Origin of the sequence: Vibrio sp. Vb1018 (assembly GCF_033338775.1) — a bacterium.
Classification (GTDB): domain Bacteria; phylum Pseudomonadota; class Gammaproteobacteria; order Enterobacterales; family Vibrionaceae; genus Vibrio; species Vibrio alginolyticus.
In genome coordinates this window covers 174,806-198,805 of the sequence record NZ_JAWOTI010000008.1, presented here as the reverse complement: position 1 = coordinate 198,805, position 24,000 = coordinate 174,806, and the positions used below count along the sequence as shown (strand labels likewise).

The 24,000-nt window shown below is 43.7% G+C and carries 17 protein-coding genes and 3 pseudogenes; 13 read left to right on the top strand and 7 right to left on the bottom strand.

Annotation, left to right across the window (positions count from 1 at the left end; all coding sequences use genetic code 11):
• The first annotated feature begins 226 nt into the window (after positions 1 to 226).
• Together R7Z10_RS11250 and R7Z10_RS11245 are read left to right on the top strand one after the other, a co-directional pair.
• A pseudogene (locus tag R7Z10_RS11250) lies at positions 227 to 747 on the top strand (GNAT family N-acetyltransferase).
• 169 nt (positions 748 to 916) lie between these two features.
• The gene (locus R7Z10_RS11245; protein ID WP_318104906.1) at positions 917 to 1,522 is read left to right on the top strand and encodes a hypothetical protein; all 606 of its coding nucleotides are present in this window, start codon (positions 917 to 919) and stop codon (positions 1,520 to 1,522) included.
• A 244-nt stretch (positions 1,523 to 1,766) separates the two neighbouring features.
• On the opposite strand, the pseudogene R7Z10_RS11240 reads toward R7Z10_RS11245, so the two are convergent.
• Positions 1,767 to 2,029: pseudogene (locus R7Z10_RS11240) on the bottom strand (hypothetical protein).
• A gap of 250 nt (positions 2,030 to 2,279) precedes the next feature.
• Between R7Z10_RS11240 and R7Z10_RS11235 the strand changes: the two are divergent.
• The 4 genes from R7Z10_RS11235 to R7Z10_RS11220 all read left to right on the top strand — a co-directional run bounded on the left by R7Z10_RS11235 (position 2,280) and on the right by R7Z10_RS11220 (position 4,586).
• Positions 2,280 to 2,681 carry an HIT family protein gene (locus R7Z10_RS11235; protein WP_047104302.1) on the top strand — a complete coding sequence of 134 codons (402 nt, stop codon included), beginning with the start codon at positions 2,280 to 2,282 and terminating at the stop codon, positions 2,679 to 2,681.
• Between the two features lie 176 nt (positions 2,682 to 2,857).
• Positions 2,858 to 3,328: a GNAT family N-acetyltransferase gene (locus R7Z10_RS11230; RefSeq protein ID WP_054702902.1), complete on the top strand. Its 471-nt coding sequence runs from the start codon at positions 2,858 to 2,860 to the stop codon at positions 3,326 to 3,328.
• A 161-nt stretch (positions 3,329 to 3,489) separates the two neighbouring features.
• Complete coding sequence (locus R7Z10_RS11225; protein WP_031780756.1) at positions 3,490 to 3,837, top strand: hypothetical protein; 348 nt, start codon at positions 3,490 to 3,492, stop codon at positions 3,835 to 3,837.
• Positions 3,838 to 4,061: 224 nt separating this feature from the next.
• Positions 4,062 to 4,586: an SHOCT domain-containing protein gene (locus R7Z10_RS11220; protein WP_170897308.1), complete on the top strand. Its 525-nt coding sequence runs from the start codon at positions 4,062 to 4,064 to the stop codon at positions 4,584 to 4,586.
• 105 nt (positions 4,587 to 4,691) lie between these two features.
• Here the strand turns inward: R7Z10_RS11220 and R7Z10_RS11215 are convergent.
• Positions 4,692 to 4,976 (bottom strand): annotated as a pseudogene (locus tag R7Z10_RS11215) (hypothetical protein).
• Positions 4,977 to 5,243: 267 nt separating this feature from the next.
• On the opposite strand from R7Z10_RS11215, the gene R7Z10_RS11210 reads away from it, so the two are divergent.
• Positions 5,244 to 5,780, top strand: coding sequence for a nucleotidyltransferase family protein (locus tag R7Z10_RS11210; protein WP_158156597.1), 537 nt, complete (start codon positions 5,244 to 5,246; stop codon positions 5,778 to 5,780).
• 185 nt (positions 5,781 to 5,965) lie between these two features.
• On the opposite strand, the gene R7Z10_RS11205 is transcribed toward R7Z10_RS11210, so the two are convergent.
• Positions 5,966 to 6,331, bottom strand: coding sequence for a hypothetical protein (locus R7Z10_RS11205; RefSeq protein WP_318104899.1), 366 nt, complete (start codon positions 6,329 to 6,331; stop codon positions 5,966 to 5,968).
• A 262-nt stretch (positions 6,332 to 6,593) separates the two neighbouring features.
• On the opposite strand from R7Z10_RS11205, the gene R7Z10_RS11200 reads away from it, so the two are divergent.
• The gene (locus R7Z10_RS11200; RefSeq protein ID WP_262636226.1) at positions 6,594 to 6,716 is read left to right on the top strand and encodes a hypothetical protein; all 123 of its coding nucleotides are present in this window, start codon (positions 6,594 to 6,596) and stop codon (positions 6,714 to 6,716) included.
• Positions 6,717 to 7,070: 354 nt separating this feature from the next.
• Here R7Z10_RS11200 and R7Z10_RS11195 read toward each other — a convergent pair whose 3' ends face one another.
• Both R7Z10_RS11195 and R7Z10_RS11190 read right to left on the bottom strand, forming a co-directional pair.
• Positions 7,071 to 8,513 carry a tetratricopeptide repeat protein gene (locus R7Z10_RS11195; RefSeq protein WP_318104894.1) on the bottom strand — a complete coding sequence of 481 codons (1,443 nt, stop codon included), beginning with the start codon at positions 8,511 to 8,513 and terminating at the stop codon, positions 7,071 to 7,073.
• 37 nt (positions 8,514 to 8,550) lie between these two features.
• Positions 8,551 to 9,237 carry a Crp/Fnr family transcriptional regulator gene (locus R7Z10_RS11190; RefSeq protein ID WP_017821434.1) on the bottom strand — a complete coding sequence of 229 codons (687 nt, stop codon included), beginning with the start codon at positions 9,235 to 9,237 and terminating at the stop codon, positions 8,551 to 8,553.
• 212 nt (positions 9,238 to 9,449) lie between these two features.
• Between R7Z10_RS11190 and R7Z10_RS11185 the strand changes: the two genes are divergently transcribed.
• A complete protein-coding gene (locus tag R7Z10_RS11185) occupies positions 9,450 to 10,256 on the top strand; it encodes a class I SAM-dependent methyltransferase (protein WP_170897312.1) in 807 nt (268 codons plus the stop codon).
• A 3-nt stretch (positions 10,257 to 10,259) separates the two neighbouring features.
• Complete coding sequence (locus R7Z10_RS11180) at positions 10,260 to 10,583, top strand: cupin domain-containing protein (RefSeq protein WP_017634330.1); 324 nt, start codon at positions 10,260 to 10,262, stop codon at positions 10,581 to 10,583.
• An 80-nt stretch (positions 10,584 to 10,663) separates the two neighbouring features.
• On the opposite strand, the gene R7Z10_RS11175 is transcribed toward R7Z10_RS11180, so the two are convergent.
• Together R7Z10_RS11175 and R7Z10_RS11170 are read right to left on the bottom strand one after the other, a co-directional pair.
• Complete coding sequence (locus R7Z10_RS11175; RefSeq protein ID WP_170897313.1) at positions 10,664 to 11,368, bottom strand: nickel/cobalt transporter; 705 nt, start codon at positions 11,366 to 11,368, stop codon at positions 10,664 to 10,666.
• A gap of 259 nt (positions 11,369 to 11,627) precedes the next feature.
• A complete protein-coding gene (locus tag R7Z10_RS11170; protein WP_017634328.1) occupies positions 11,628 to 13,721 on the bottom strand; it encodes a TonB-dependent receptor in 2,094 nt (697 codons plus the stop codon).
• Positions 13,722 to 13,907: 186 nt separating this feature from the next.
• Between R7Z10_RS11170 and fes the strand changes: the two genes are divergently transcribed.
• From fes to R7Z10_RS11155, 3 genes are read left to right on the top strand one after another with little or no spacing between them, the layout of a single operon-like run.
• Complete coding sequence (gene fes, locus R7Z10_RS11165) at positions 13,908 to 15,227, top strand: enterochelin esterase (RefSeq protein WP_318104891.1); 1,320 nt, start codon at positions 13,908 to 13,910, stop codon at positions 15,225 to 15,227.
• A gap of 23 nt (positions 15,228 to 15,250) precedes the next feature.
• The gene (locus R7Z10_RS11160; RefSeq protein WP_017634326.1) at positions 15,251 to 15,445 is read left to right on the top strand and encodes an MbtH family protein; all 195 of its coding nucleotides are present in this window, start codon (positions 15,251 to 15,253) and stop codon (positions 15,443 to 15,445) included.
• A 53-nt stretch (positions 15,446 to 15,498) separates the two neighbouring features.
• Complete coding sequence (locus tag R7Z10_RS11155) at positions 15,499 to 23,961, top strand: non-ribosomal peptide synthetase (RefSeq protein WP_318104889.1); 8,463 nt, start codon at positions 15,499 to 15,501, stop codon at positions 23,959 to 23,961.
• Positions 23,962 to 24,000: the final 39 nt, after the last annotated feature.

Sequence of the window (24,000 nt, the reverse complement as noted above, 5' to 3'; positions counted from 1 at the left end):
GCGGGAGTAAAATTTATGAATAGCACATCTCACTGTTTTAAATTTCAGGGGTGTCGCACTTCGTACTTGAATCCAAGGCACATAACAAACTGTTCAAGAGGGATTCTCAACGCTTGGCATTTTCAGTTTGATTTGGCTTTAGTGTCTACGGCACAATGGCTTAGGTTAGGTGGTGGCGTTGTTCACCCCTTAACGCGGCGTTATACCGCAAGGAGAAAAATCAAACATGGAATTAGTTTCACCCTCGTTAGAATTTGAATCCGAGTTTTCGGTGTTTTATCAAGATTTTGCTAAAAACGATGTAGACAACGCGGAATATTACCGTAATGGAGTCTCGGATTTCACACGATATGTCCAGCAGCTTCAAGATGAAGCCCTGGGTTTAAGTTTACCTGATGGCTATGTGCCATGTAATCACTTTTGGTTTGTCGACGGTAATCGAAACATTTTAGGCGCTATTCGTATTCGCCATAACATCAACAACGAGTTTCTAGCTTTAGAGGCGGGTCATATTGGCTATGATGTCGCTCCTTCGCATCGCGGAATCGGTCATGGTAAGTCGATGCTCACAAGTTAGCGTTAACTAAAGCCAAAATGTTGGGCATTTCTGAAGCGCTTATTACAGCAGATGAAGACAATATCGCATCACGTAAGGTCATAGAATCTAATGGTGGAAGGTTTGAAAAAGTGGTCGTGGGTAAAGTTTTCCCAGAGCCATTGGCTAGGTATTGGGTAGCTTGCGAGTAGCGGTATAACAAAGCGTTCAAGAGGGACAGTCAACGCTAGGCGAATTTGGCTCTAATCTTGGCAACTGTGTTTAGGGTGGTAAATTAAAGTTCGGTGGTAGCGCGTTGCTGCCCCTTAACGCGGCGTTAGCACACAGGCGAATGTCGTTAGATATGAGGTATATAATTTGTTGGATTACGAGAAAGATAAGCGCATAAACTTATATGACGACAGGGGTTCTGAACCATTCTTTAATGATCTAGCCAACATGAGCGATTTCGCTTACAGATTAGAAACGTTGATCGCTTCGGGAGATTTGTCATATGAGAGGTCGGATAAGAATCCTGATATATCAAGCATCGTTATGCTGAATAAGTTTAACCAAGACTTCGACGCGATGATTTTCTTCAAGTTAGATGAAAGCGAACAAATCCATTCAGTATTTGTTGTAACCAAAAATGATATTAATGGTGAGAATCGGACATTTACATATAGTGTTGGTTACTACGTACAGGAAAGTTCAAGAGGGTCTGGTAAGTGCAAAGAACTTGTTAATATCAGTATTGAAGAAATAGAGTCTTTTTTGAGTAACAATGGTCCTAACTACGATATTGGCGCAGATGATAGCTTTAATTATGTACTCGAATCAGTCGTCAGTATAGAAAATGAACCGTCCAATAAGATTGCATCTTCCCTTTTACATGATGGTAGTCCAGTAGTTAAAGCAAAAGAATATCGTTCTCAGGAAGAATCTAATGTTTACAGATTAGAGCTAGAGAATAGATCTGTGTGCTAACAAACTGTTTAAGAGTGATTCGCAACGCGTGGCATTTTGACTATGCGTTGGTTTTAGTGTTTAAGGTGGTATGCGGCAGCGTCGGCATTGCGTTGCTCACACCTTAACAGGGCGTTAGTCGCCAGAAAAAGCTAGCAGTCAAAATCATGTTTCTAAGCTCAAAATTTGGCTACTGGTTATTTGATTCAGAGTTCCACCTTCGACGGTCAAAGCTCATTTTCATTGGTTCTAAATCAATGCATTGCTATTTTCCAAGCGGTTGTTTCGTTCTTTGGTGGTGATAAGGCGGGCAATCGAAAATCTGTTTTTGGTTGCAACTCCGCTCGGTGAGTTTGTTGGTACAAAAGCCAATTTACTCGCTGAAATGACGTTTTCTCTGGTGTGGTAAGTTCCACGTGGTTTCAGTGACTTTGTTGAAAGTCCGCACTGTGAGATTGGTTTCCCAAAAGCGCTTTTTGGTGTTGCCAGTCCGTTTTCTACGGCGTTGTTTGTTCCAAGTGGTTTCATTGAATAGCCGCTTTGAGACTACGCCTGACTTAAATGCATCAAAGCACATAAAGTTTGTTGTTCGCAAAGTTTAGTTCGGCTTAAAATTGTCGCTCGGTGCCTCGCGACTAACAAACTGCTTAAGAGGGATTCGCAACGCGTGGCATTTTTACTATGCGTTGAATTTGGTGATTAAGGTGGTTTGCGGCGGCTTTTGTATTGCGTTGCTCACCCCTTAGCAGGGCGTTAGCATACTTTGATAGGAGTTCAGATGGCTACGATAGTCGAACAAATTGGTAATCGTGAAATTGACTCGGTCATCGTGTACGAATCTGACCAAGTTATAGCTTTTGCAGATCATGATCCAATCAACTTTGGGCATATTTTAATTTGTCCTAAGACTCAATACCGTACATTCATTGACCTGCCTGAGTCTGTGTTTTTTGAGATCACCGACGTTGCAAGAGATTTATATAAACGTATAGAAGCTAAGTTCAATCCCGATGGTATCGGCTTTATGCAAAACAATGGAGAGGCACCTTATTTCAACGAACTCGATCACTACCATTTGCATATTTTCCCTAGGTTTCATGGAGACCAGTACGGTTGGGTTAGTAGTGAACTTGGAATTCAAACTATGGATAAACTAAGAGAATCACTTAAAGGTCTATGAGCATTGAAAAAGTATGCTAACAAATTGTTCAAGAGTGATTCGGCACGCGTGGCATTTTTACTATGCGTTGGTTTTGGTGGTTAAGGTGTTATGCGGAAGCATCGGTATTGCGTGCCTCACACCTTAACAAGGCGTTATGTAGCCACGAGAGGACGGTAAGTTAAAAGGATTTATATATGTTAAATATTCGCCAAGCTCGCATTGAAGATATCAGTGTTATCAAGAAACTACAGTTTCAGCTTAATGAGTATCATCAAGCAAATTTACCTGATGACTTCTTATCACCGGAAGAAATTGAACAAAAAATAGACCTGCACAAGATAATCGAAAGTGAAAGCTCGATTTTTCTGGTAGCCGAAAGCAAAGGGCTGTTAGTAGGTTTTGTTTTTGGTGAGCTATGGGTTCGTAAGTCTTGGACGCTCAAACAGCGAAAAATCGCGAGCATTGAACAAATAGTAGTGGATTCATGCTTTAGAAGCCAAGGCGTTGGATTGGCGCTAATAGAGGCATTTGAGGAAAGGGCTATTTCTAACGGCGGAGAAGAGCTGTTTTTAGAAGTATATTCCTTCAATGAATCTGCTTTAGGTTTGTATCGCAAAGCTGGTATTGCCCCCAAAATCCTAATTGGGCAGAAAGCACTAAGCTGAAAGTCGGCTACATAACAAATTGTTCAAGAGTGATTCGGCACGCGTGGCATTTTTACTATGCGTTAGTTTTAGTGGTTAAGGTGCTATGCGTAGGCTTCGGTATTGCGTGCCTCACACCTTAACAAGGCGTTATGCGCTCGCAGAAATGGAGATAATCAATCATGGAAGATTTAGCTAATTCGTTAAGAAGTTCTGGCCTAAAAGTCAAAATTAAAAAAGGAAAAATTGCAGTTCGGCTTGACGGGCTTTCAAATCCGGTTTCGATAATAAAAGATATACCTGCTGATGAGTATAAAGTGAAAACTAATGATTCGATTCTATCGATAATTGCCTGTCTTTTGCTATTTATTGGTCTGTCAGGTATTTATGAGTTTAGTGGTAATGCTTTGATAAATATTGCACTTATCTCCGTTTCTATATTGTCTTTTGTTACAGTGTTACTTACAGAGTTTAAGCTGACTAAATTACGCGCTACTGTAGTTGCTTTCAATCGTGGAGAACGCGCATAACAAATTGTTCAAGAGTGATTCGGCACGCGTGGCATTTTTACTATGCGTTGGTTTTAGTGGTTAGGTGGCATGCGGGGGCTTTGGTATTGCGTGCCTCACACCTTAACAAGGCGTTATGCTTTTATGCAAACGAGTGATAATTGCAATCGAGTTGCTTAAAGTCAAAGCCTGTTGAGTATAAATTGATAATGTTCACAGGCAAATTTCAATTAAATGAGGTAAATATGTTAGGTGGGATTTTTTTCTGGTTTTTCTTGGCAATCGCTGTTGGTTTTTTAGCTTCGAATTACAACCGTAGTGGTTTTCTATGGTTCTTATTAGCTTGTATCGTTTCTCCTTTAATTGCTGGGATCTTTCTACTAATTTTGGGTAAAAATAAGGAAGCCGAGATTCTTGATAATCTTGCTAAAGTAAAAAAAGCGCAACAAAATTTTATTGAGCTATATTGTGCGAATGAAATAGCGGTAAAGAATAACCCAATACTAGAGCGTGCTTTTAAAGACTTGTCGAATACCAATATTTCTAGCACATCTAAGATTACTGTTGAGGATATTGATAAGAGCATCAATATGCTATTAATGGAAGTTGCAAGGGCTGAAGTGCCTAAGTCAGATCCATTGGAAACAAAGACCGAAGAGGCAAGTGACCACTTCGAACAGTTAGAGAAGTTAAAAAAACTACTAGATATCAATGCTATCACTAATGAAGAGTTTGAAGTTAAAAAAGCAGAGATACTGAGTCGCCTATAAATAGTACAAGCGTCGCTCACACCTTAATGCGGCGTTAGTCGCCAGAAAAAACTAGCAGTCAAAATCATGTTTCCAAGCTCAAAGTTTGGCTACTTTTTGTTTGATTTAAAGGCTCGTTGTCGTTGGACCAAACTCATTTTCAGCTGTTTTAAGTCCAAAGTTCTGCAATTGTCCTAGCGGTTGTTTTGTTCTTTGGTGCTGGCAGAGCAGGGCAATCGAGAGTCTGTTCTTGGTTGCAACTCCGCTCGGTGAGTTTGTTGGTACAAAAGCCGATTTACTCGTTGAAATTATGTTTTCTCTGGTGTGGTAAGTTTCACGTGGTTTCAGTGACTTTGTTGAAAGTCCGCACTGTTAGATTGGTTTTCCAAAGGCTCTTTTTGGTGTTGTCAGTCCGTTTTCTACGGTGTTTTATGTTCCAAGTGGTTTCATTGAGTAGGCGCTTTGAGACTACGCCTGACTAAAACGCATCAAAGCACATAAAGTTTGTTGTTCGCAAAGTTTAGTTCGGCTTAAAATTGTCGCTCGGTGCCTCGCGACTAACAAACTGTTTAAGAGTGATTCGCAACGCTTGGCATTTTCACTATGCGTTGGTTTTAGTGCTTAAGGTGGTATGCAGGGGCTTCGGTATTGCGTTGCTCACACCTTAACAGGGCGAAAATGGACAGAATCGTAGAATTAATCAAACAAGACCCAGTTAGAGTTAAAGCCTTAGAGTGCGTCTCTAAGTTGGGCTTGCCTCAATGCTATATTGCAGCAGGTTTCGTTCGTAATCTTGTTTGGGATGCACTGCATGGCTTTGATGTAACAACTCCATTGAACGATGCGGATGTTATTTACTTCGCTCCAGACGAAAACGACCCCAAAGCATATCTACAGTATGAATCTCAGCTCAAGCAGTTAATGCCAGAAATTAACTGGCAAGTTCGTAACCAAGCACTCATGCACACTCGAAATAGCGACTTACCTTACACAAGTTCCCTTGATGCTATGAGCTATTGGCCAGAACAAGAGACAGCTGTTGCCATTCGACAAGTCGCGCCTGACAACTATGAATGTATTGCAGCTTTTGGCTACGAAACCTTATTTAGTTATTACGTCACACATAATCCTAAAAGGTCACTAAAAACGTTTGAAAATCGTGTAAATTCAAAGGGCTGGCTAGTAAGGTGGTCATCTTTGAGAACAGTGCCCTAACAAAGCATTTAAGAGGGATTCTGGTTTTTTGTTCAAGTTTTTGTTTTATATGAATAAAATAAATTTTGCCCTAGGTTGGGGTGACATTTGGGGTTACACCGGAAAATAACTTTTAAATGTGATTTGTATCACGTTATTTTTGTAGGTGATTCTTGTTGAATGGTCTTGTTCCATGCTCAGCCACTTTAGGTGGGCAGTGGTATTTTGCTGACCGAAACTTGCTTTATCTGGGAACCTACATTTACCACTTCAAGTTCCATGTGTTCTGGGATCTTGATGACTTCAATTTCGATTTTTTTTAAAGTCGTCTTGGGGGCTCTGGGATTGATTGGGATGTTTGTTTGGGGCGTGAAGTTATCTAGGAAAAACCATGTGATTGAGCAATTAGTAGATTGGATCCGGATAATAGTGCTTACCAAACCTTCCTTAACAATATAAGCATGAATATCGCGATCAGTTAATCGCCCACCGGATGAATCCATCGCTCGGGTCATAATATACGGGCGTAACTGCTTACGCTCCCCCAGCGCTAAGAGAAGCTGGTTGATCATTCATGTAATCCTTCAGCCTCCTCAGCTAGGAGTATTTGTACCTATTTGTTCAATCTGCTTCAGCTGATTTCGAGGAGCCTAGTGATTTGGATTCGAGACTGCGCGTCTTTGAAATGTGCTAATGCGAGCAAGCGCATAAACCTGCAAATCACCCGCAGCCCCACAATACATAATCTGCTGAGTTCCTAGTGATGCAATTCTTAGACAACCAAATCCTGTTTGAACTCTACCACAGCAAGTTAGAGCAGGAGAAAGAAGAGTAATGATATTTGAAGAACTAAGGTATAAAAGCGATAAACAAACCGAGCAAGACGCAGTTCAATCAGACGCAATGGGAACTGAGCTGGTGGTTAGTGTTGTTTTAGATCCACAAAACCTAGGCTAACACTTGAGAAAAGTGATCAAAATACAGCTGATTCGTCGAACGCATTTTCGACCGCGTCTATGGTTGGAGTAAAGGAGCCGGATGAAGTCACTAAAGACTGGTTTGTTTCCCCCCGACTTCATGACCTTACACCATAGTAGCGAATTGGGAATTTTGACAAATGACAAACCAAGATAGAATTGAGTAGTTTTCCACTATTTGCAGTGTTTTTTTTCTAGAGAGCAGGCTGTTTCACGATCCTTATAAGCTTGCTCCGACTTCCCTAGATGGTCAGCTGCGATAGCACGAACATCAAAGTATACGGCTTTAGTCGGATCGAGTGCAATCGCCTTATTCAAATCAGCAAGAGAGGCATTATAGCGTTCTATAAGCCCTAAACCATATCCACGGGAAGCAAATAAGTTTGCCATTGTGGTCTTGTCTTCGCTTCCGTCTTCTTTGATTGCTCCCAGATCGATCAGGTATCCACAAGCGCTGATTGATCTGATACCCGAGTGTATCCCAATAGGAAGGAGCGGACTCTGGGTTAGCTCTCTGAACCCGTTTGATGAGATCGGAAAGTAGTGCTTTAACTTGCCTGCAATTCGCTTGCCCCTTACAGAACAGTCCTGGTGGAATAAGTCCTCGTCGCGTTTCCTCTCCTGAAGCCTGATAGCTAAAAATGCCATCGTCAATACAATCGCGCCATCCTATTTTCTCTTTATCCTTAGTGTAGCCAAACTGAAGAATGGCTCCTTCACCTACAGAAATTGTTGAAGTCGGTTCAATAATATCAAGTGAGAATGGGTCTGCTTTTAAAAGATCGACCATTAGGTTTGAAACATTCCATTGTCGCAGGTCTTTCGGACATCCTTTAATAAGGCGCTCTCCTTTCGTAACAGGATGGAGGTCACTTTGAGGGCCATCGCTGACGCAAGTCACGTTAACGATCTGAAGATGACCTGATAGGGCGGGACGCAATGTCGCAGGGCTGGCTTTATATTCTATACGGTTCTTACCATACATGATCCACTTGCCACCACGTACAAGTTCTTTGATTTGGTGCAACAATGCTCGCTCTCCTTTTGCCTCCAGACGCGGTTTGAGGCGGTTGGAGGCAGAGATTCCCGATTGGTCGGCTAACGTAGGAATTCTGACCAGTTTTGACCTGAATTGTTTGAAGTCCTCTAGAAATTTTTCTTTAAATTCGATGAGACTGATATTTGCCTCATCCAGTTTTCCAGAATCTGCAAGCACGAGAATGAGAGCCTTGCGTGCTTCAACATTACTTGGTGCTATCGCAATCAATCTCCGGTAGTCCGTGATCGCTTCAGGAAATTGTCCAGCTTTTGTCAGAACTTGTGCACGATAAAGGAGATGACGATTATAGCTGTCACTTCCGGTATCTGACATTGAAAGAGCAGTTGTGTAGTCGGTTATTGATGAAGTTAAATTGCCTATACTGGCGTAACTGCTGGCGCGGTTGGCATAAAGCGCAGCCGATGGGATGACTCGGATAGCTTGGGTGTAATCTGAAATAGCGTCGTCATGTTTCCCTGCAAATGTGAATGCCATGCCTCGGTCAAAATGGGCACTAGCGCGTTCGTAATCGTTACGAGCGAGTATTAGGAATTTGCTTCGAACTTTTGCTGATTCATCGAACTTACTATTTGCGGAATAAGCTTGGGCGATGGTATCGAGTAAAACAACATTATTGGGCTGTTGGATTAGATCATAATTCGCGGCTTTGATGATGAGATCAGGGCAGTAAAACATCGCACCGGGATTTTCGGTGAGCTTATTGAGTTGTGGCAGCAATCTGAAGCCTCCTCTCACTGATTCAGTTTTGTTGACATCAGCGCTTCGAGCGTCGGAATATTTCTGGTGTCAGTTCAACGGCTTCGCACATGGCGGGAATGTCTAGCAGCGTGATATGACTTTCGCACTCAGTAATAAAACCATCGTTTTTCAGTTTTTTGAACGTTCTAGAAAGCGTCTCTGGCGTCATACCTAGCTGTGTTGCAAGCAGCTTTTTCGTCACGGGTAACGTAATTTTCCCTTCGCTTCTCGATTGAGCGCGATAGAAGTCAGCCAGCTTCATCACCAGTCTTTGATTCGCGTTTACTTGCGTCAAAATGTTCACGGTATCCATCAGCTGGTGGATGCGATTTGTCATGTAGTTCATTACTTTTAATGAAGTTTGTGGAGATTGAGTAAACACCGCTAACACATCTTGGTAGTGGAAAACAGACAGCTCGGTGTCCTGAACGACGCGGGCACTCATCGGATAGGTCCTTGGGGACATAAACATCGCCATTTCCGCAATCATTTCTCCCGCCATGAATACTCGAAACAGCTTTTCGTCGCCGTTTGGCATCAAACGAAACAATGAAACTTTTCCTCTCTCTACCAAATACATTTTTTCCGCAGGTTCGCCACGTTCAAACAGTTGATGCCCTGCATCGCAATGCAAAGGCGAGCGTTTTGAGAAGAGTTGTGTTTTTTCTTCTTCGTTAAGGAGCGAAACAATAGAGCCGGGCACGCTGTTTTCCTTAGCTTGATAATTATCAAGCAGCAAATTCGGACTTGGAGGATAAGATACAAATAATAATCATTATTGATTAATGTGCCAACTTATCCAACCTGAGAAAGGAGAACAGTTATGGACGGTATTAGCCACGTATTTCGATGGGTTGCCTTGTGCGGTCTGGTCGTTCTTTTTGTTCCCGTCGCCATCTTTGCTTAGGAGTCATTATGTCTAAACGATTAGCCATGCCTAATGAAGGGCGAGAAGTGACAAAAACACCGGGACACTGGGTACTCGCTCAACTGGGTAAGAAAGTGCTGCGTCCTGGTGGCAAAGAGCTGACACAAAAAATGTTGCAAGGGTTGGCAATTACCCGTGATGACCGCGTTGTCGAATTCGCGCCCGGTATGGGTTACACCGCACGTTTGTGCTTGGAAAAATCCCCAGCAAGCTACACCGCTATCGAACAAAATCAGCAGGCAGCCGAGATTGTTCGCTCTTACTTACAGGGTTCAAACCAACGTTGTCATGTCGGGAATGCACAAGAGACAGGGTTAGAGCCGGAATGCGCTTCTGTGGTTTACGGCGAAGCCATGCTGACGATGCAATCTGATGCGCGTAAAAACGAAATTATTGCCGAGGCTGCTCGAATCCTCGCGACTCATGGGCGTTACGGTATCCATGAGTTGTGCATTACGCCAGATACAATCGATGAAGATAAAAAGCGCGCGATTCAAAGAGAAGTTTCCGAGACCATTCAACACCCCGCCAAACCCATCACACCCGCTGAGTGGAAAGCTCTGATGGAAGAGAATGGCTTGGTCGTTGAATTTGAAGCCGTTGCTCCAATGCATTTACTCGAACCAAAACGTGTTATCGCCGATGAAGGCTTGAGTGGGTTCTTAAAAATCGTGAAAAACGTACTGACTAAACCGCAAGCGAGAAAGCGTGTGTTAGGCATGCGTAAGATTTTCCGCAAACACGAAAAGAACCTATCTGCGATAACGCTTGTCGCAAGAAAGAAGGAAAACTAAATCATGTTTGAATACACCTTGTATGAAGATCTCGCCAGCGAAGTGGATATCCCCAAAGCGGGCATTACGAGTTGTCCTATGTACAAAAGTGAGCGTTTGCGAGGCGTTATCTTCGGTTTCGCCGAAGGTGAAGAAATGAGCGAACATACTGCAGCAGTGTCAGCGATTGCACAAATACTCGAAGGAGAATGTACGTTCACGTTAGAAGAAGAGGCGAAGGAACTAAAAGCTGGCGCTTGGTTGTTGATGGACGCGCATTTGCCTCACAGCATTATCGCGAAAACGCCATTGAAGCTGATGCTGTACCTGTTGCGCGAGCCTAAGTAACACGTAGTATTGAAATACAAATCAATGTAAATTCAGCCCCAACCAAGTGTTGGGGCTTTTGCGTTTATTGCTGGCGGTACTTATCTGACGAAGTTCTGCAATCCTGCCACGCTGGCAAAGTTATAGAGAATAAAGCCCGATGCCACCATGGTGACTGCTAACACGAGGTTAAGCGTATTGCTCAAGTTGGCATTGGGTTTGGCGCTGTGATTTTTCATTTGGCGTTGAATCGTTAAAGCGTTGAACACCAATATCGAGTTGGTCATTGCCGTTCCTAAAGCCATCACGAATGTCGCGACCATGCCCCACATTAAGCTGCCTAGCATGTTAGAGAGAAACAGAACCAACACCGCACCAGTACAAGGGCGGAAGCCGATGAGTAGCAGTGCTTTCCATGAAATATTGTCATTAGAACCTGCGGAATCATCATCTTCTTGAGATCGTGTTTGCTTGATGCGGCGCTTGGCCACCGACGCAAACTCTTTCAGCGCCAATAAAACAATAAACACCGCACAACCTTGCGTCAGCAGACGAACATTATCGGAAAGGCTGAAAGCAAACTGCTCTGCAATCTTGGCAGTAATCACGAAAAGAATGCACGCGCTCGCGGCTTGTAGGGCGGCAATAATCGCCATTAACACAAGTGCTTGTCGGCGACGGTAGCCATGAATCAAGCTCATTGACGTCACTGCCGTTTTACCGTGTCCAGGGGCAACCGAATGCAGTAAACCATACAGAAAGCTGAAGCCCAACAAGTACAACAGTTGCCCTTGGCTGATGAGCATCAGGTATTCACTGATATACCGTAGTTAATCATTTTAGCTTTGTGAAGAAAAAAATGGATTCCTTTGGAATCCATTGAGTTGACTAATTGCGATTCTTTATTTTGTCTTTGGTAGGGAGTAATACTATTCTCTATACATGCCGTACACACAAGTCACGATGTACTTAATAAACGTTACGAAAAAAGCAGATTTATCTGCCTTAATAGACAATACATCCTTAAGTTACTATATAACAATAACATCGGAGCACTTTGTGTTGTTAGAATTGGTAATCAGCCACAAGACCGAATGTACGAGGTCCGCCCATTTCGATAAGATCATTCTTATGGCGAAGAACGTAATCTTCATCTGTTGCATTCTTAATGTAGGCCCGAATGGTGAGATCATTCATGGCATAACCTGCATTGAGATTCAATATGGTGTAGTCGCCTGCTGACGTACTTCGGGTGTTGGCGAGATCTGTAAAGTAATCCGTTACGTGATTAACACGAGCACCAAAGAAAATGCCCGAATCTAGCTGTTGGGTGAAGCCAAGACCAGCCGACACTTCAGGTGCATAACTGAACTCATTCCCATTTAAGTTTTCAACAGTACCGCTTGGTCCTTCGGTGATTTCTGTTTTTAACAAGCCTACAAATGCGAATACGTCCAGACCTGAGTCAAACCAGTAATTGGTTTCAACTTCAGTACCGTATGTTTTTCCTTTAGGGATGTTTGCTATGTAATTGTCGAAACGATTTCCACTGTCACCATACACGACCGTTTGATAGTTTTCATAGTCGTTGTAGAAGACATTTGCAGTCAAACCAAGTCTATTTTCAAGGAAAGTTGAACGGGAACTTAGCTCATAAGTCCAGACTTCTTCCTGCTCAAACACAAAGACCTGTTGTTGGTACTCGTTGTATCCAAGTCCGCCAGCGTTGTATCCTTTACGAGCAGTAAGTCCAAGCATTGAATTGTCTGATACATTTAAAGTTACACCGACTTTTGGTAGCAAAATACCGTTACTTTCATCAGCATTGAAATCGAGTGGGAACCTTGCGTGGTCAAAATCACGCTTCAGCTCATCTTTTTCGTAACGAGCGCCAAGTAGCAAGCCCCAACGGTTATTGAGCTGGACTTTTGAATCGAAGTAAATTGAGTTGGTCAGAACTTTATCTTTACGCTTCATCGAGTCTGTTTGCGTATCCTGATCTTTGTAAAAACTGCTTACCCCGACAATGGCATTGTATTTGTCATCTAACGAGTTATAAGATAGCTTCGCTTCTGCGGTGTAGTTTTTTTCATCAACATCACCCCACCAGTCCGTACGAGGATAAGCTTTGAATTTCGTATTATAGTCTCGGCGCGCAAGCAATACATCAAGGGTTAATTCATCATTGATTAAGTAATTTATGTCAAAATTTGCATTCCAGCTTTCGGTTGTTTGACGTCGAGTACCGTTTTCATCAATGTATTCAAACTTACCTTTTTCAGAAACCAGATTTGTATATTGACCTTCTTCATTACGGCTAGCCAATGTTAGTTTTAGCGTAAGCTTATCGTTAGACATCGGTTTGAATAACAGCTTACCTCTCACATTATAGGATTCAACTTCAGAAGGGTCCCATGGATATTGGTCATTATCGGGCAGCGAGTAATCAATTGGTGTATTACCCTTTGTGCCCTCGGCGGCTAATCGAAATGCGAGCTTTTCAGACACGATTGGGGCAGAAACAACACCAGCTAAGTGATATTTGTCATCTTCGTTTTCGTAGCCACCACGAACTTTACTTTCAAAGTGGAACGTTGGATCTTTGGTTTTGATGACCACCGCGCCGCCAATACTATTTCGGCCTTGGTTGGTTGATTGAGGGCCTTTATAAATCTCTACTTGTTCTGTATCCCACAATCCGGCTTTACCAAAGGCTTCACCAGTCCATGACTCTGACACGCCATCAACGGTTGTATTCACCCTTGGTGTCGCTCCTGTCATGAAGGAAAGGAAGCCTTCACCAGGCCCACGACCATCGACACCTCGAATATGTGGAATACCAGAAGGGGCATTCAGTACATTCGGGACGCGATCGAGTAGATCGTAGTATGTTTGATCTTCGCCATTGTCTGCTTCATCAGTAAAAACGGTGACTGAGCTTGTGTTCTCAGCAAGTGTACCACCGAGTTTTTCACCAAGTACCACAATGGTTTCTAGGGTTGTTAGGGTTTCTTGGCCTTTCTTAGTATTGCTGTTGTCCACTTGCTCTGCTGAAAGAGTGGTGCTGGCTCCAAGGCAAATTACACCAATGAGCATGGCAAGTTTAGTCTTGCCAGTATTAGTGATGGTGATGCCACTGTTTAAATCCATGGGCTTCATGACCTGAGTATTCCTTAATAAAAAAAGAAGAAAACATTTGATGTTGTAACAACATTTATGTAAAAAAGTGTTGCGGCAATAATACTAATGATAATTATTATTATTTACAACAATGATGATATAAGTTTGTGCTATCTCATTACTAGAAGATATGCATGAAGTATCGACGTACAAGTTGGATTTGTGATGGATATAAAGGCTTTTCGAATAATAGAAAATAAGAATGTCAATAGTGTTTTAAGTGGTTTGCTTGAAGATAATGAAGAAGTAGGAGCCCCATGTTGGTGGAACGAGGTGCAGACAAAAGGAACACCTTTTATCCTTTCCCAAGATAATACAAGCGTTGAGCTGCTATTTCTTTGGCGAAACACGGATGACAGTGTTAAGGAAATATACATTGATATCAATGGTATTACTGATCATCACAGCTTTGATATGGCAAGGCTTACTCATGTCAAAGGAACGGATGTTTGGTTTTATAAGGCAAGGGTAAACAGTACGTGGCGTGGGAGCTACACGTTTATTCCAGTGACACATGAACGCGTCCAACCAGCGTACCACGGAACATACCAAGAGAAACGCACCAAGCATCGGGAGTGGTTGAGAACCATTTTTCCTCTTAGTGTTCGCGATGATTTAAGTAAAAACAATTTGTCAGCCTGCGAATGGGGACGTTCGAAAACGCCGCTATCTATGCCAAAGGCAGTATCGCAAAGTGCTTGGTCAAGGTTCGATACAAAAAATGGCAATGTTCAGGCAGGAGCGGGCATGCAGCTGGCTTGGACTAGCCAGTGTTTAGGTAATGAGCGCTATGTTTGGTTGTATTCGACAGCCAGCGCTGACCAAATGGCTGAACTGCCATTGGTTTTAGTCTTAGATGGTCAATTTTGGTCTCAATCCATGCCTCTGTTCAGTGCGCTGACCGATGCGACGAGCAGCGGTCAGCTTCCACCTGCCTTGTATGTCTTCATTGATGAAGTCAATGGAGCGCTGCGTAGTGAAGAATTCAGTTGCAACCCTTTGTTTTGGCAGGCTATCACTCAAGAACTGCTGCCGTTGGTTGGTCATTATTTCCCAATTACTAATGAGGCTAATCGTACGGCTGTTGTTGGGCAAAGCCTTGGTGGTTTGAGTGCGATGTATGCCGGATTGAACCATCCGGACCGTTTTGGTGCGGTTGTTTGTCAGTCGGGTTCATTCTGGTGGCCTGATTTTTCGTTAGTGAAGCCACCTAGTGAATATTCTCCTCTTCAAACAAGCGAACCTTTAACTCAAATGAGTCAATTGGTTCATTCTGGCCTTGGTTCTAACGTAAAGCTAAGTGTTTTTATGGAAGTTGGGTTAGGGGAAGACATCATGGTGGACTTGAGCCAAGACCTATACCAGCAACTTAAGCAACAAAACCATCGGTTATCGTTTCGCACCTTTGATGGTGGACATGAACGCCTGTGTTGGCGCGGAGGCATCATTGATGGGTTGTCATATGTTTTTAATTTTGAATCCTGATTTTTCTATGATTGGAGTTAACCATGTCTGAGAAATACATTAATCCTTTTGACGAACCTGAAAACCAGTTCTTTGTGCTGATTAATCACAACAATCAATATAGTTTATGGCCTGAGTTCAAAGGGATCCCTCCTGGCTGGAAAAGCACATTTGGTCCGTCACTAAAGCAAGACTGCATTGATTATATCGAAGCGAATTGGCACGACATTCGTGTGTAAAAAACAAACAAATAGCCACGACGATAATAATTAAATTTCTAAGGAATAAACCAATGCGCACTCAACAAGTGCAAGATAATTTATGGCCTCTATTGGGCACACAACAAGGAATTTGGTTCGCTCAGCAAGTGATGCCAAACCCTGAAGAATTCAACGTCGCACATTATGTAGAAATTGAAGGTCAAGTTGATACGTCGGTTTTTAGGCAGGCAGTGGCCAAAGGGCTTAACACTGCAGATTCATTACATTGTCGTTATGTAGAAGTCGAAGGCGTAATCAAACAGCAATTGCTAGCCGGAACGGCTTTAGAAGATGTTCTGGAGGTTTTCGATTTTTCCCATTTAGAGCAGCCAAAAAATGCTGCATTGGAATGGATGGAAAAAGATCTGCAAACAGCCATTGATATTCAAGGCAATGTAAGACGCTACCGTCACTGTCTAATTCAAATTGGCTCCAAGCAAGCACCAAAGTGGCTTTGGTACCAGCGTTATCACCATATTGATGTTGATGGATTCAGTTTTAACGCAATTAGCCAAAATATCACCCGTCACTACAATCACATGACACTCGGAACGTCCGAGCCTGAAGGTTTTACACCAATGGCCAAGGTAGTCGCGGAACATGGTCAATTTATCGAATCAGAGCAATACGACAAAGCACGATATTTTTGGAAGGAGGCCGGAAGGTCGTTGCCCGCTCCGCCTTCTTTAACCACAGGTGGAACCGATAAGGCACGTTTTGGTGTTGTTAAGCAGCACATTAGTCTTCGTGGTGGCGATTGGCTACATGCGCAAGGCAATAATGTACTGCCTTCAGAGCTCGCAATGGCTCTTGTGTTTGCGTATTTACATTTACACAGTGGCAATGACGACGTCTGTGTCGGCTTCCCGTTTATGCGCCGAATGGGCAGTTCGGCAATGAGTGCCTCTGGTGCGGTTGTGAATGTACTACCTTTGGCATTTTCTGTTGATAAAACTATGAGTATTACTGATGTCGCTCGGGTGATGAATAAAGCCATCAGACAAGCTCGTCGTTACCAAATGTATGATGCAGAGCAAATCTCGCGTGATTTAGGCAAAGTAGGGCAATCCTTGTACGGCCCAATGCTCAACTTCAAGCCATTTGAAGATGAACTGCATGTTGGTAGCAATAAATCGAAAACGCATATCTTATCTGCAGGGCCGATCGATGATATTGAGTTTTCTCCTGCACTAAGTAACAGCAAGCTCGAAATTGAGCTCACTGCCAATGCGCAAAAGTACAATACGCAATCATTAGCGATTCATGCTGATCGATTTGCCAACATGGTGGAGCAAATCGCGCAAAACCCATCCATTACACTTGCTGAGATTGCACTTATTCCTCAAAGTGAGCAGCAAAATATCGCTGATTGGTCTGTTGGCAATCGCTGGCGAGATCCGCATCAAGATAAATCTGTTCTTGATGTTTTTGAACGCAATGCTGCACAACAACCAGATGAAACTGCGCTCGTTTATAAGCAACAAAAATGGAGTTTTCAGTCACTGCGTGAAGCCATTGAGCAGCGCGCTGCTCAGTTGCATACTTTGGGTATAAAGCCAAAGCATGTCGTAGGCGTGGCATTGCCTCGAAGTCCTGAAACCGTGGTTACTATGCTGGCTATCATGCGCTGCGGTGGGGCTTACTTGCCAATAGATCTTGATTATCCCCAAGAGCGTATAGAGACGATCCTTGAACAGGCTCAACCTCAAACAGTTATTGTTGAAGATAAAGAAAACCTGTCATGGGGGAGATTAGCAAACTGCACAACACTTGCTGAACTAACCACTCAACAGATTTCAACCCCGGAACAGATTGATATTTCCAAGCATGATGTCGCCTATATCGTATTTACCTCAGGCTCAACAGGTAAGCCGAAAGGGGTTATGAACACGCATGGTGCGTTACTTAATTTACTTCATTCTCATCAAAACTCTATCTTTGCGAAAGCGATATCAAGCCTAGCGACAAATCGTTCGACTGAGCCGGAAAAGATTACGGTCAGGGCCTCACATACGACTTCATTCTCGTTTGATGCTTCTTGGGAACAAGTTATTTGGATGTTATGCGGTCACACGCTTTATATTTATGATGATGAACAGCGCAAAGATGCCTATGAATTAGTTGAATGTGTAGCAAACGACCACATCGATGCAATGGATTTACCCCCATCACTGTTTAATCAGATGCTTGATAGCGGGCTTATGGAGCAGGTTTATACGCCGACTCTGGTTCTTATCGGTAGTGAAGCGGTACCAGAAAAACTGTGGGAGCGTGTGGGGAATTACCCTCAGCTGTTGGTAGAAAACTTCTATGGCCCAACAGAGTTTACCGTAGATGCCGTGAGTGCTCCTCTAAATGCCGATACCACTCCTGTAATTGGCCGTCCGATACTCAACGCTAAAGCCTATGTTTTGAACAATGCATTGCAAGAAGTGCCTGTCGGCGTGGCCGGTGAGTTATACCTTGCAGGTGCAGGGCTGGCGAAAGGCTATTTGAATCAACCGGGAATGACAGCAGATCGATTTGTTGCCAATCCATTTGAGCACGGTCAGATCATGTACCGTACGGGTGACTTAGTAAAATGGCGCGAGAATGGGCAGTTAGACTTTATTGGTCGAACGGATGATCAGGTCAAAATTCGTGGTTTCCGTATCGAACTTGGTGACGTAGAAAGCGCAATCAACAATATCTCAGATGTGGATTCATCAGTGGTGATTGCAGAACGTTTTGGAGATTCACACCGTTTAATTGCGTATTGCACGTTAGTCAGTCATGCGAAGGGGCATACCTCTGAGCAGCAGTTACTCGATGAAATGAGTCAGGCATTACCAGAATATATGGTTCCGGCAGGTTTGATGATCCTTGACGCGTTCACGCTAAACGTCAACGGGAAAATCGACAGAAAGTCATTACCAAACATTGATCTTACCAATCGCGAAGAAGTGATCGCTCCGGTTACAGCAGGAGAAGTTGCTCTATGTAGTGCCATTGCAGAATTGCTTGGTGTTGCTGATGTTGGTATTTCAGATGATTTCTTTAACCTCGGTGGGGATAGTATCTCCGCAATGGGGCTTGGCACCATTTTGCGTAAAGTTGGCTTCGAACTCCGCCCCAAAGAAATCTTTGCCGCCCGTAGAGTCGGTGATATGGCAAAAGTGATGAAGCTACTTAACCAGCAAGAGCATGTGGCGCAAGAAGGGCAAATAAAGCCGTTGCCAATGTGGCGATGGTTTGAAGATACCTTCTCGGAGGACACCAACTATGTTCAAAGTGTCTTTGTCGAAATCGAAGCTGATGTTACGTTGAGTGCGCTACAACGAGCGCTGGTGAAACTGGTATCGATGAATTCGGTGTGTCGCTTAATAAAGAAAGAATCGCAATATTATATCGAATCGATAGATCAACTTGATGTCGCATCGTGGGTGGAGCATCTAACAGTAGGCGAGCTAAAACATGCCGATATTGATGCCATATTTGATCAGTATGGTAAGACAATGAGCTTGGCTAATGGTCAGTTATTACGGTTAGTGATGTTAAGTGATAGTAAAGGGCAATGTGGCCTGATGATCTTAGCCCATCACTTGTTGATTGATGGTGTCTCTTGGCGTGTGTTATTGCCTCAGCTTAAATCACTAACTCGCGCGGAAGTTTCCGGTCATGACATCGTCATTCCAAATGAAGTCACGGGTATCAATACCTGGTCTCATGCGCTGCACAATTATTTGGATGTTGCTGCTCAGCAAATGGCGGATTGGCGAGTACGAGAAAGTCGTCCTGTCATACCGTTCAAACCTGCGCAAGAGGATTGCCGGGTTAAGCATTGCCGAAATAAACTGGCAGCCGCTACCACAGAGCGTGTGCTTGAGTTCGGTCAACTGTCAGAGTCGATTGATATTGAAGAAATCTTACTTTCATCCGTAAGTGCAGCCATTGCTAATGTGTTTGGCAACGAGGCGATTAAATTCAATCTTGAATCTCATGGGCGAGAAGAGTTTGACTCGTCCATCAACCTAAGCCAAACCATAGGTTGGTTTACCACAGAGTATCCTTTGGTTGTGGAGTTGCCGGAATCAGGGACAACGGTTGACTTGCTGCGTGAGGTAAAGCAAGCCAAACGGAGTATCAAGGATAAAGGGTTGGGGTATATGGCCTTGCTCCATCTTGATAATCCTCATCGTAACGAGTTAAAAGAACTAGCAAGTCGTTATAAGTCGTCGGTACTCTTTAACTATTTGGGCCGATTTGAGCAATCGTCAGAGAAATGGTCGCCACAAAGTCGAGCTAGAAAATTTGCTGATACCTTTGCTGTTCTGTTAGACAGTGAACAAGCACTGCAGCACGATCTCGAACTGAATATTTTTGTCGATGAAAATGCAGCCGCGCCCGTATTTGCATTGAATTGGTCATGGAACGAATTCCAGTTTAGCCAAAATGAAATCGATGTTATTAGTGATAAAATTGAAGAGAATCTGAATTCCATAGTTGATTGGCTTTCTTCGAGAACAATGTTGGCTGAAGAGCTAAAAGTGCCAGCTGAATTGACGGTTGTCGGTATTTCATTGCCACAAGCTTCAAGTCTTGAAAAGCGATATGGTGAGCTTGCAGATGTGCTTCCGGCCTTGCCTTTACAAGAAGGATTGTTATTCCAGTCACAACTGGGTGATGAGAACAGTAATTACAATTCAACAACGCGCTTAACCTTTAACGGTGAAATCAATATTGGACATGTTAAGCGTGCTCTTGATGTGGTGATAAGCCGTCATCCTCAATTAATGGCTAAGTTTGATAGTGATATACTGGGTAAAACCGTTCAGCTTATTCCTAAGGAGCTTGGTGAGTGGCCAATCGAGAGTCATAGCATTACTTCGATGGAAGAAAGCGAGCAGCAAGCGTATCTGACTTGTTATGAGAAAAGTGAGCTGACGCGTCAGTTTGATCTCAGCAACCCTGAACAATCACTATTAAATGCGAGTGTGATTTATCATGGTGATAACCAAAGTACTTTGTACATCTCAGCTCATCACTTGGTGGTTGATGGTTGGTCGACGCCGATTTTGTTGAGAGATTTCCTAACGGCATATGCAAGTAGTGCTGATGTTTTAACGCCGATTAGTGCAAGTTATGCCAGTGTTGTTGAGCAGCTTACGGGAAGAGATAAAAAAGCTGCTCAGCAACGATGGGTGGATGTGTTACAGGGTGTGAACCCAGCCATTGCATTTGAAGATATTCCCGTCACAGATAGGCTCAACGAGCTCGAACTGTTTATCCCAGAAGACAAAACTCGAGCGATCAATCAGCTACTTCGCCACTATGGCCTTACCATGAACTCATTAATGCAAGGTGTTTGGTCGAGCATTCTTGGCAGCATGATGGGCAGAGAAGATGTAGTGTTTGGTACGCCGATATCAGGTCGTTTTGGTCATGTGGAAGGGATTGATGAACATATTGGTTTGTTCAGTAATACCATTCCGGTAAGGATGAAACTCAAACCAGAGCTAAGTTTGCTTGAGCAGCTAATAGCGCATCAAGAAATTCAGATTCAATTACTAGAGCATGATGAACTTGGTTTGGGTGAAATTCAGCAATTGGCTGGCGGCGAAACGCTATTTGATACGCTGCTGGTGGTTGAGAACTATCCAGACCATTCTGATTGGTTTAACAAAGACTATGCAGGGGCGCAGCTGTGCGATATTCATAACCGTGGCTACACTCATTACCCATTAACGCTCTTAGTGTTACCGGGTGAGCAGATCCATATTCTGTTTGAATACCGCGATACAGCGGGTGTCGCTGAGCAAGTAATGCAGCGCTTTGAACAAGTGTTAGATGCGATTATCGCGTCACCAGAGGCAAGTTTGACCCAGTTAGATTTACGTCTTGCTGATGAAATTGAGTTACAGCAACGTATTAACCAGACCAAAGTTGCGTTACCAGAGCAAACCTTGCGTTCGTTGATGGCGCAACAAGCTGAGAAAACGCCCGAGAAGCTTGCTTTGATTGATGAAGACCGAAGTTTCACTTATCGCGAAATGAGAGGGCAGGTGAAAGCGATAGCAGAGTTACTTTGGCAGCACAAAGTGAGTGTTGGCGATATTGTTGCCGTTGCGTTGTCACGAAGTACGAAGTTAAGTCTTGCGTTCAATAGTATTATTGAATGTGGGGCCGCTTACTTACCGCTTGACGTGGGTTATCCAGACGAAAGGTTGGCGTACATGGTCAATGATGCGAAGCCTAAGCTGATCATCACGACATCTGAGCACCGAGCGCGCTTTTCTGCATTCGGAGAGTTGCTGATTTTGGATGAACTTCCTAAACCAGTGGCTTCCACGCTGACTGAAGAGAAGGATGGACTTACGCCTTATCATGGGGCCTACATTATCTATACATCTGGCTCGACAGGGAATCCGAAAGGCGTGTTAGTTTCGCATCAGGCTATCGTAAACCGCCTGAAATGGATGCAGCATGAATATACACTCAATGCGCAAGATGTGGTCTTGCAAAAAACGCCATGCAGTTTTGATGTTTCCGTCTGGGAGTTCTTCTGGCCGCTGATTGAAGGTGCGAGCTTGGTCATGGCACCACCGGAATCGCATAAAGATCCGGAGTGGTTAATGCAGATCATCAATGACTACAAAGTGACAACCATGCACTTTGTACCGTCTATGCTTGCTGCGTTTATGGCATCGATAGAAAACAGTCATGAACAAGGTGAGCGTGTCGCTCGAAGCTTACAGCGTGTTTTCTGTTCTGGTGAGGCATTATCGAAAGAACTGTCTAATCAATATGCACGCTGGATAGAGGCGCCATTACACAACTTATATGGTCCAACTGAGGCGGCGGTTGATGTGACGTATTGTCCGGCTTTTGGTTCTATTTTAGCTGAAAGCTTAGGGACGAGTGTGCCGATCGGTCTACCCGTATGGAATACGCAGGTGTATGTGCTAGATAGCTTCCTGAGAGAAACGCCAGTGGGTGTCCCCGGTGAGTTGTATCTAGCTGGTGATCAATTGGCTATCGGCTATTTGAACCGCAGTGGATTAACGGCAGACAGGTTTATTGCGAATCCGTTCTCGAGTGGGGAGCGTATGTACCGTACAGGAGATGTTGTTCGTTGGCTACCCTCTGGAAAAATCGAATACCTTGGTCGAAGTGATGATCAATTAAAAATTCGTGGTCAACGGATTGAACTGGGAGAAATCGAAACGGCGCTTCAATCGCTTGCAGGTGTTAAGCAGGCCCTTGTCTGTGCAAAATCCTTGAGTAATGAAAAGGCCATGGCGGGTGCGGATGATCGCCAGCTTGTGGGTTATGCGATCCTCAATGATGGTGTCGAAACGGAGAGCGAAACTCTGCGCAGCAAACTGGCAGAGCATTTGCCAGCTCACATGGTTCCTGTTGCCATTATCTTGATGGAAGAATACCCATTAAGTGCCAACGGCAAACTTGATCGCAAAGCGTTGCCTCTCCCGAGTGACGTTGTTACTGGTTCTGGGCGAACGGCACGACCAGGGATGGAAACTCAACTTGTGAGCATATTTGCTGACGTGTTAGGGCTGGATACTCTGTCTGCAGAAGATGATTTCTTTGCCTTAGGTGGTCACTCATTAATGGCAATGAAGCTGGCAGCAGATATTCGTCGAATTCTTAATGTTCCTGTGACCATTGGTCAAATCATGGTGAATCCAACACCAGAGAAACTGACGGCATTATTATTAGACGATGAAGCGCTAAACGATCCAACTCTTGCTGGCTTTGGTGAAGTCCTGCCAATAAGAGCGGGATCTGGTCCTGCGCTCTTCTGCATCAATTCCGCCTCTGGCTTCGCGTGGCAATATACAGGTTTACCTAAATATCTGGATGGTCACTATCCAGTGTTTGGTCTGCAATCACCACGTCCAAATGGTGCCATCTCTGCGGGGCGAGACATGGAAGATGCTTGTGATATTCATATGAAAGCATTGAAGCAATTACAGCCTGAAGGGCCATACCATTTACTAGGCTATTCCTTTGGTGGAACAGTAGCTCAAGCATTGGCATCTAAACTGCGACGTCAAGGTGAAGACGTTGCATTCTTAGGCTTGCTAGATACCTACCCACCTGAAGGCCAAGATTGGGAAGGGCCAATGAATGAAGAGGCGCAAGACGAGATCGAAAGAGAAAAGGATTTGTTCTTAGCAGCAAATGACATTACAGATGATGAATTGGACAAGCAACGTATGGCGATGTTTAAAGATATTACATCGAACTATGAAGATGCTGTTCGGCTATTATCTAGCGCAAAATCATCACTTTATGATGGTGAGGTGAATTTGTTTGTGGCTGAACGTACCTTACCGGAGGGGTATGACATTGATGCGCATTGGAAGCCATTTATTACCAGCTTGCACAAGCATTATTTTGAGTGTTCGCACGAAGATATTATCGCGCCTGAAAACGTTGGTGATGTTGGGGAGCAGCTAAATACGTTGCTTAGTGGACTCCCAAGTTTGAAGTAACAAAAATAAAACCGGCGAAATCGCCGGTTTTTTATTGGT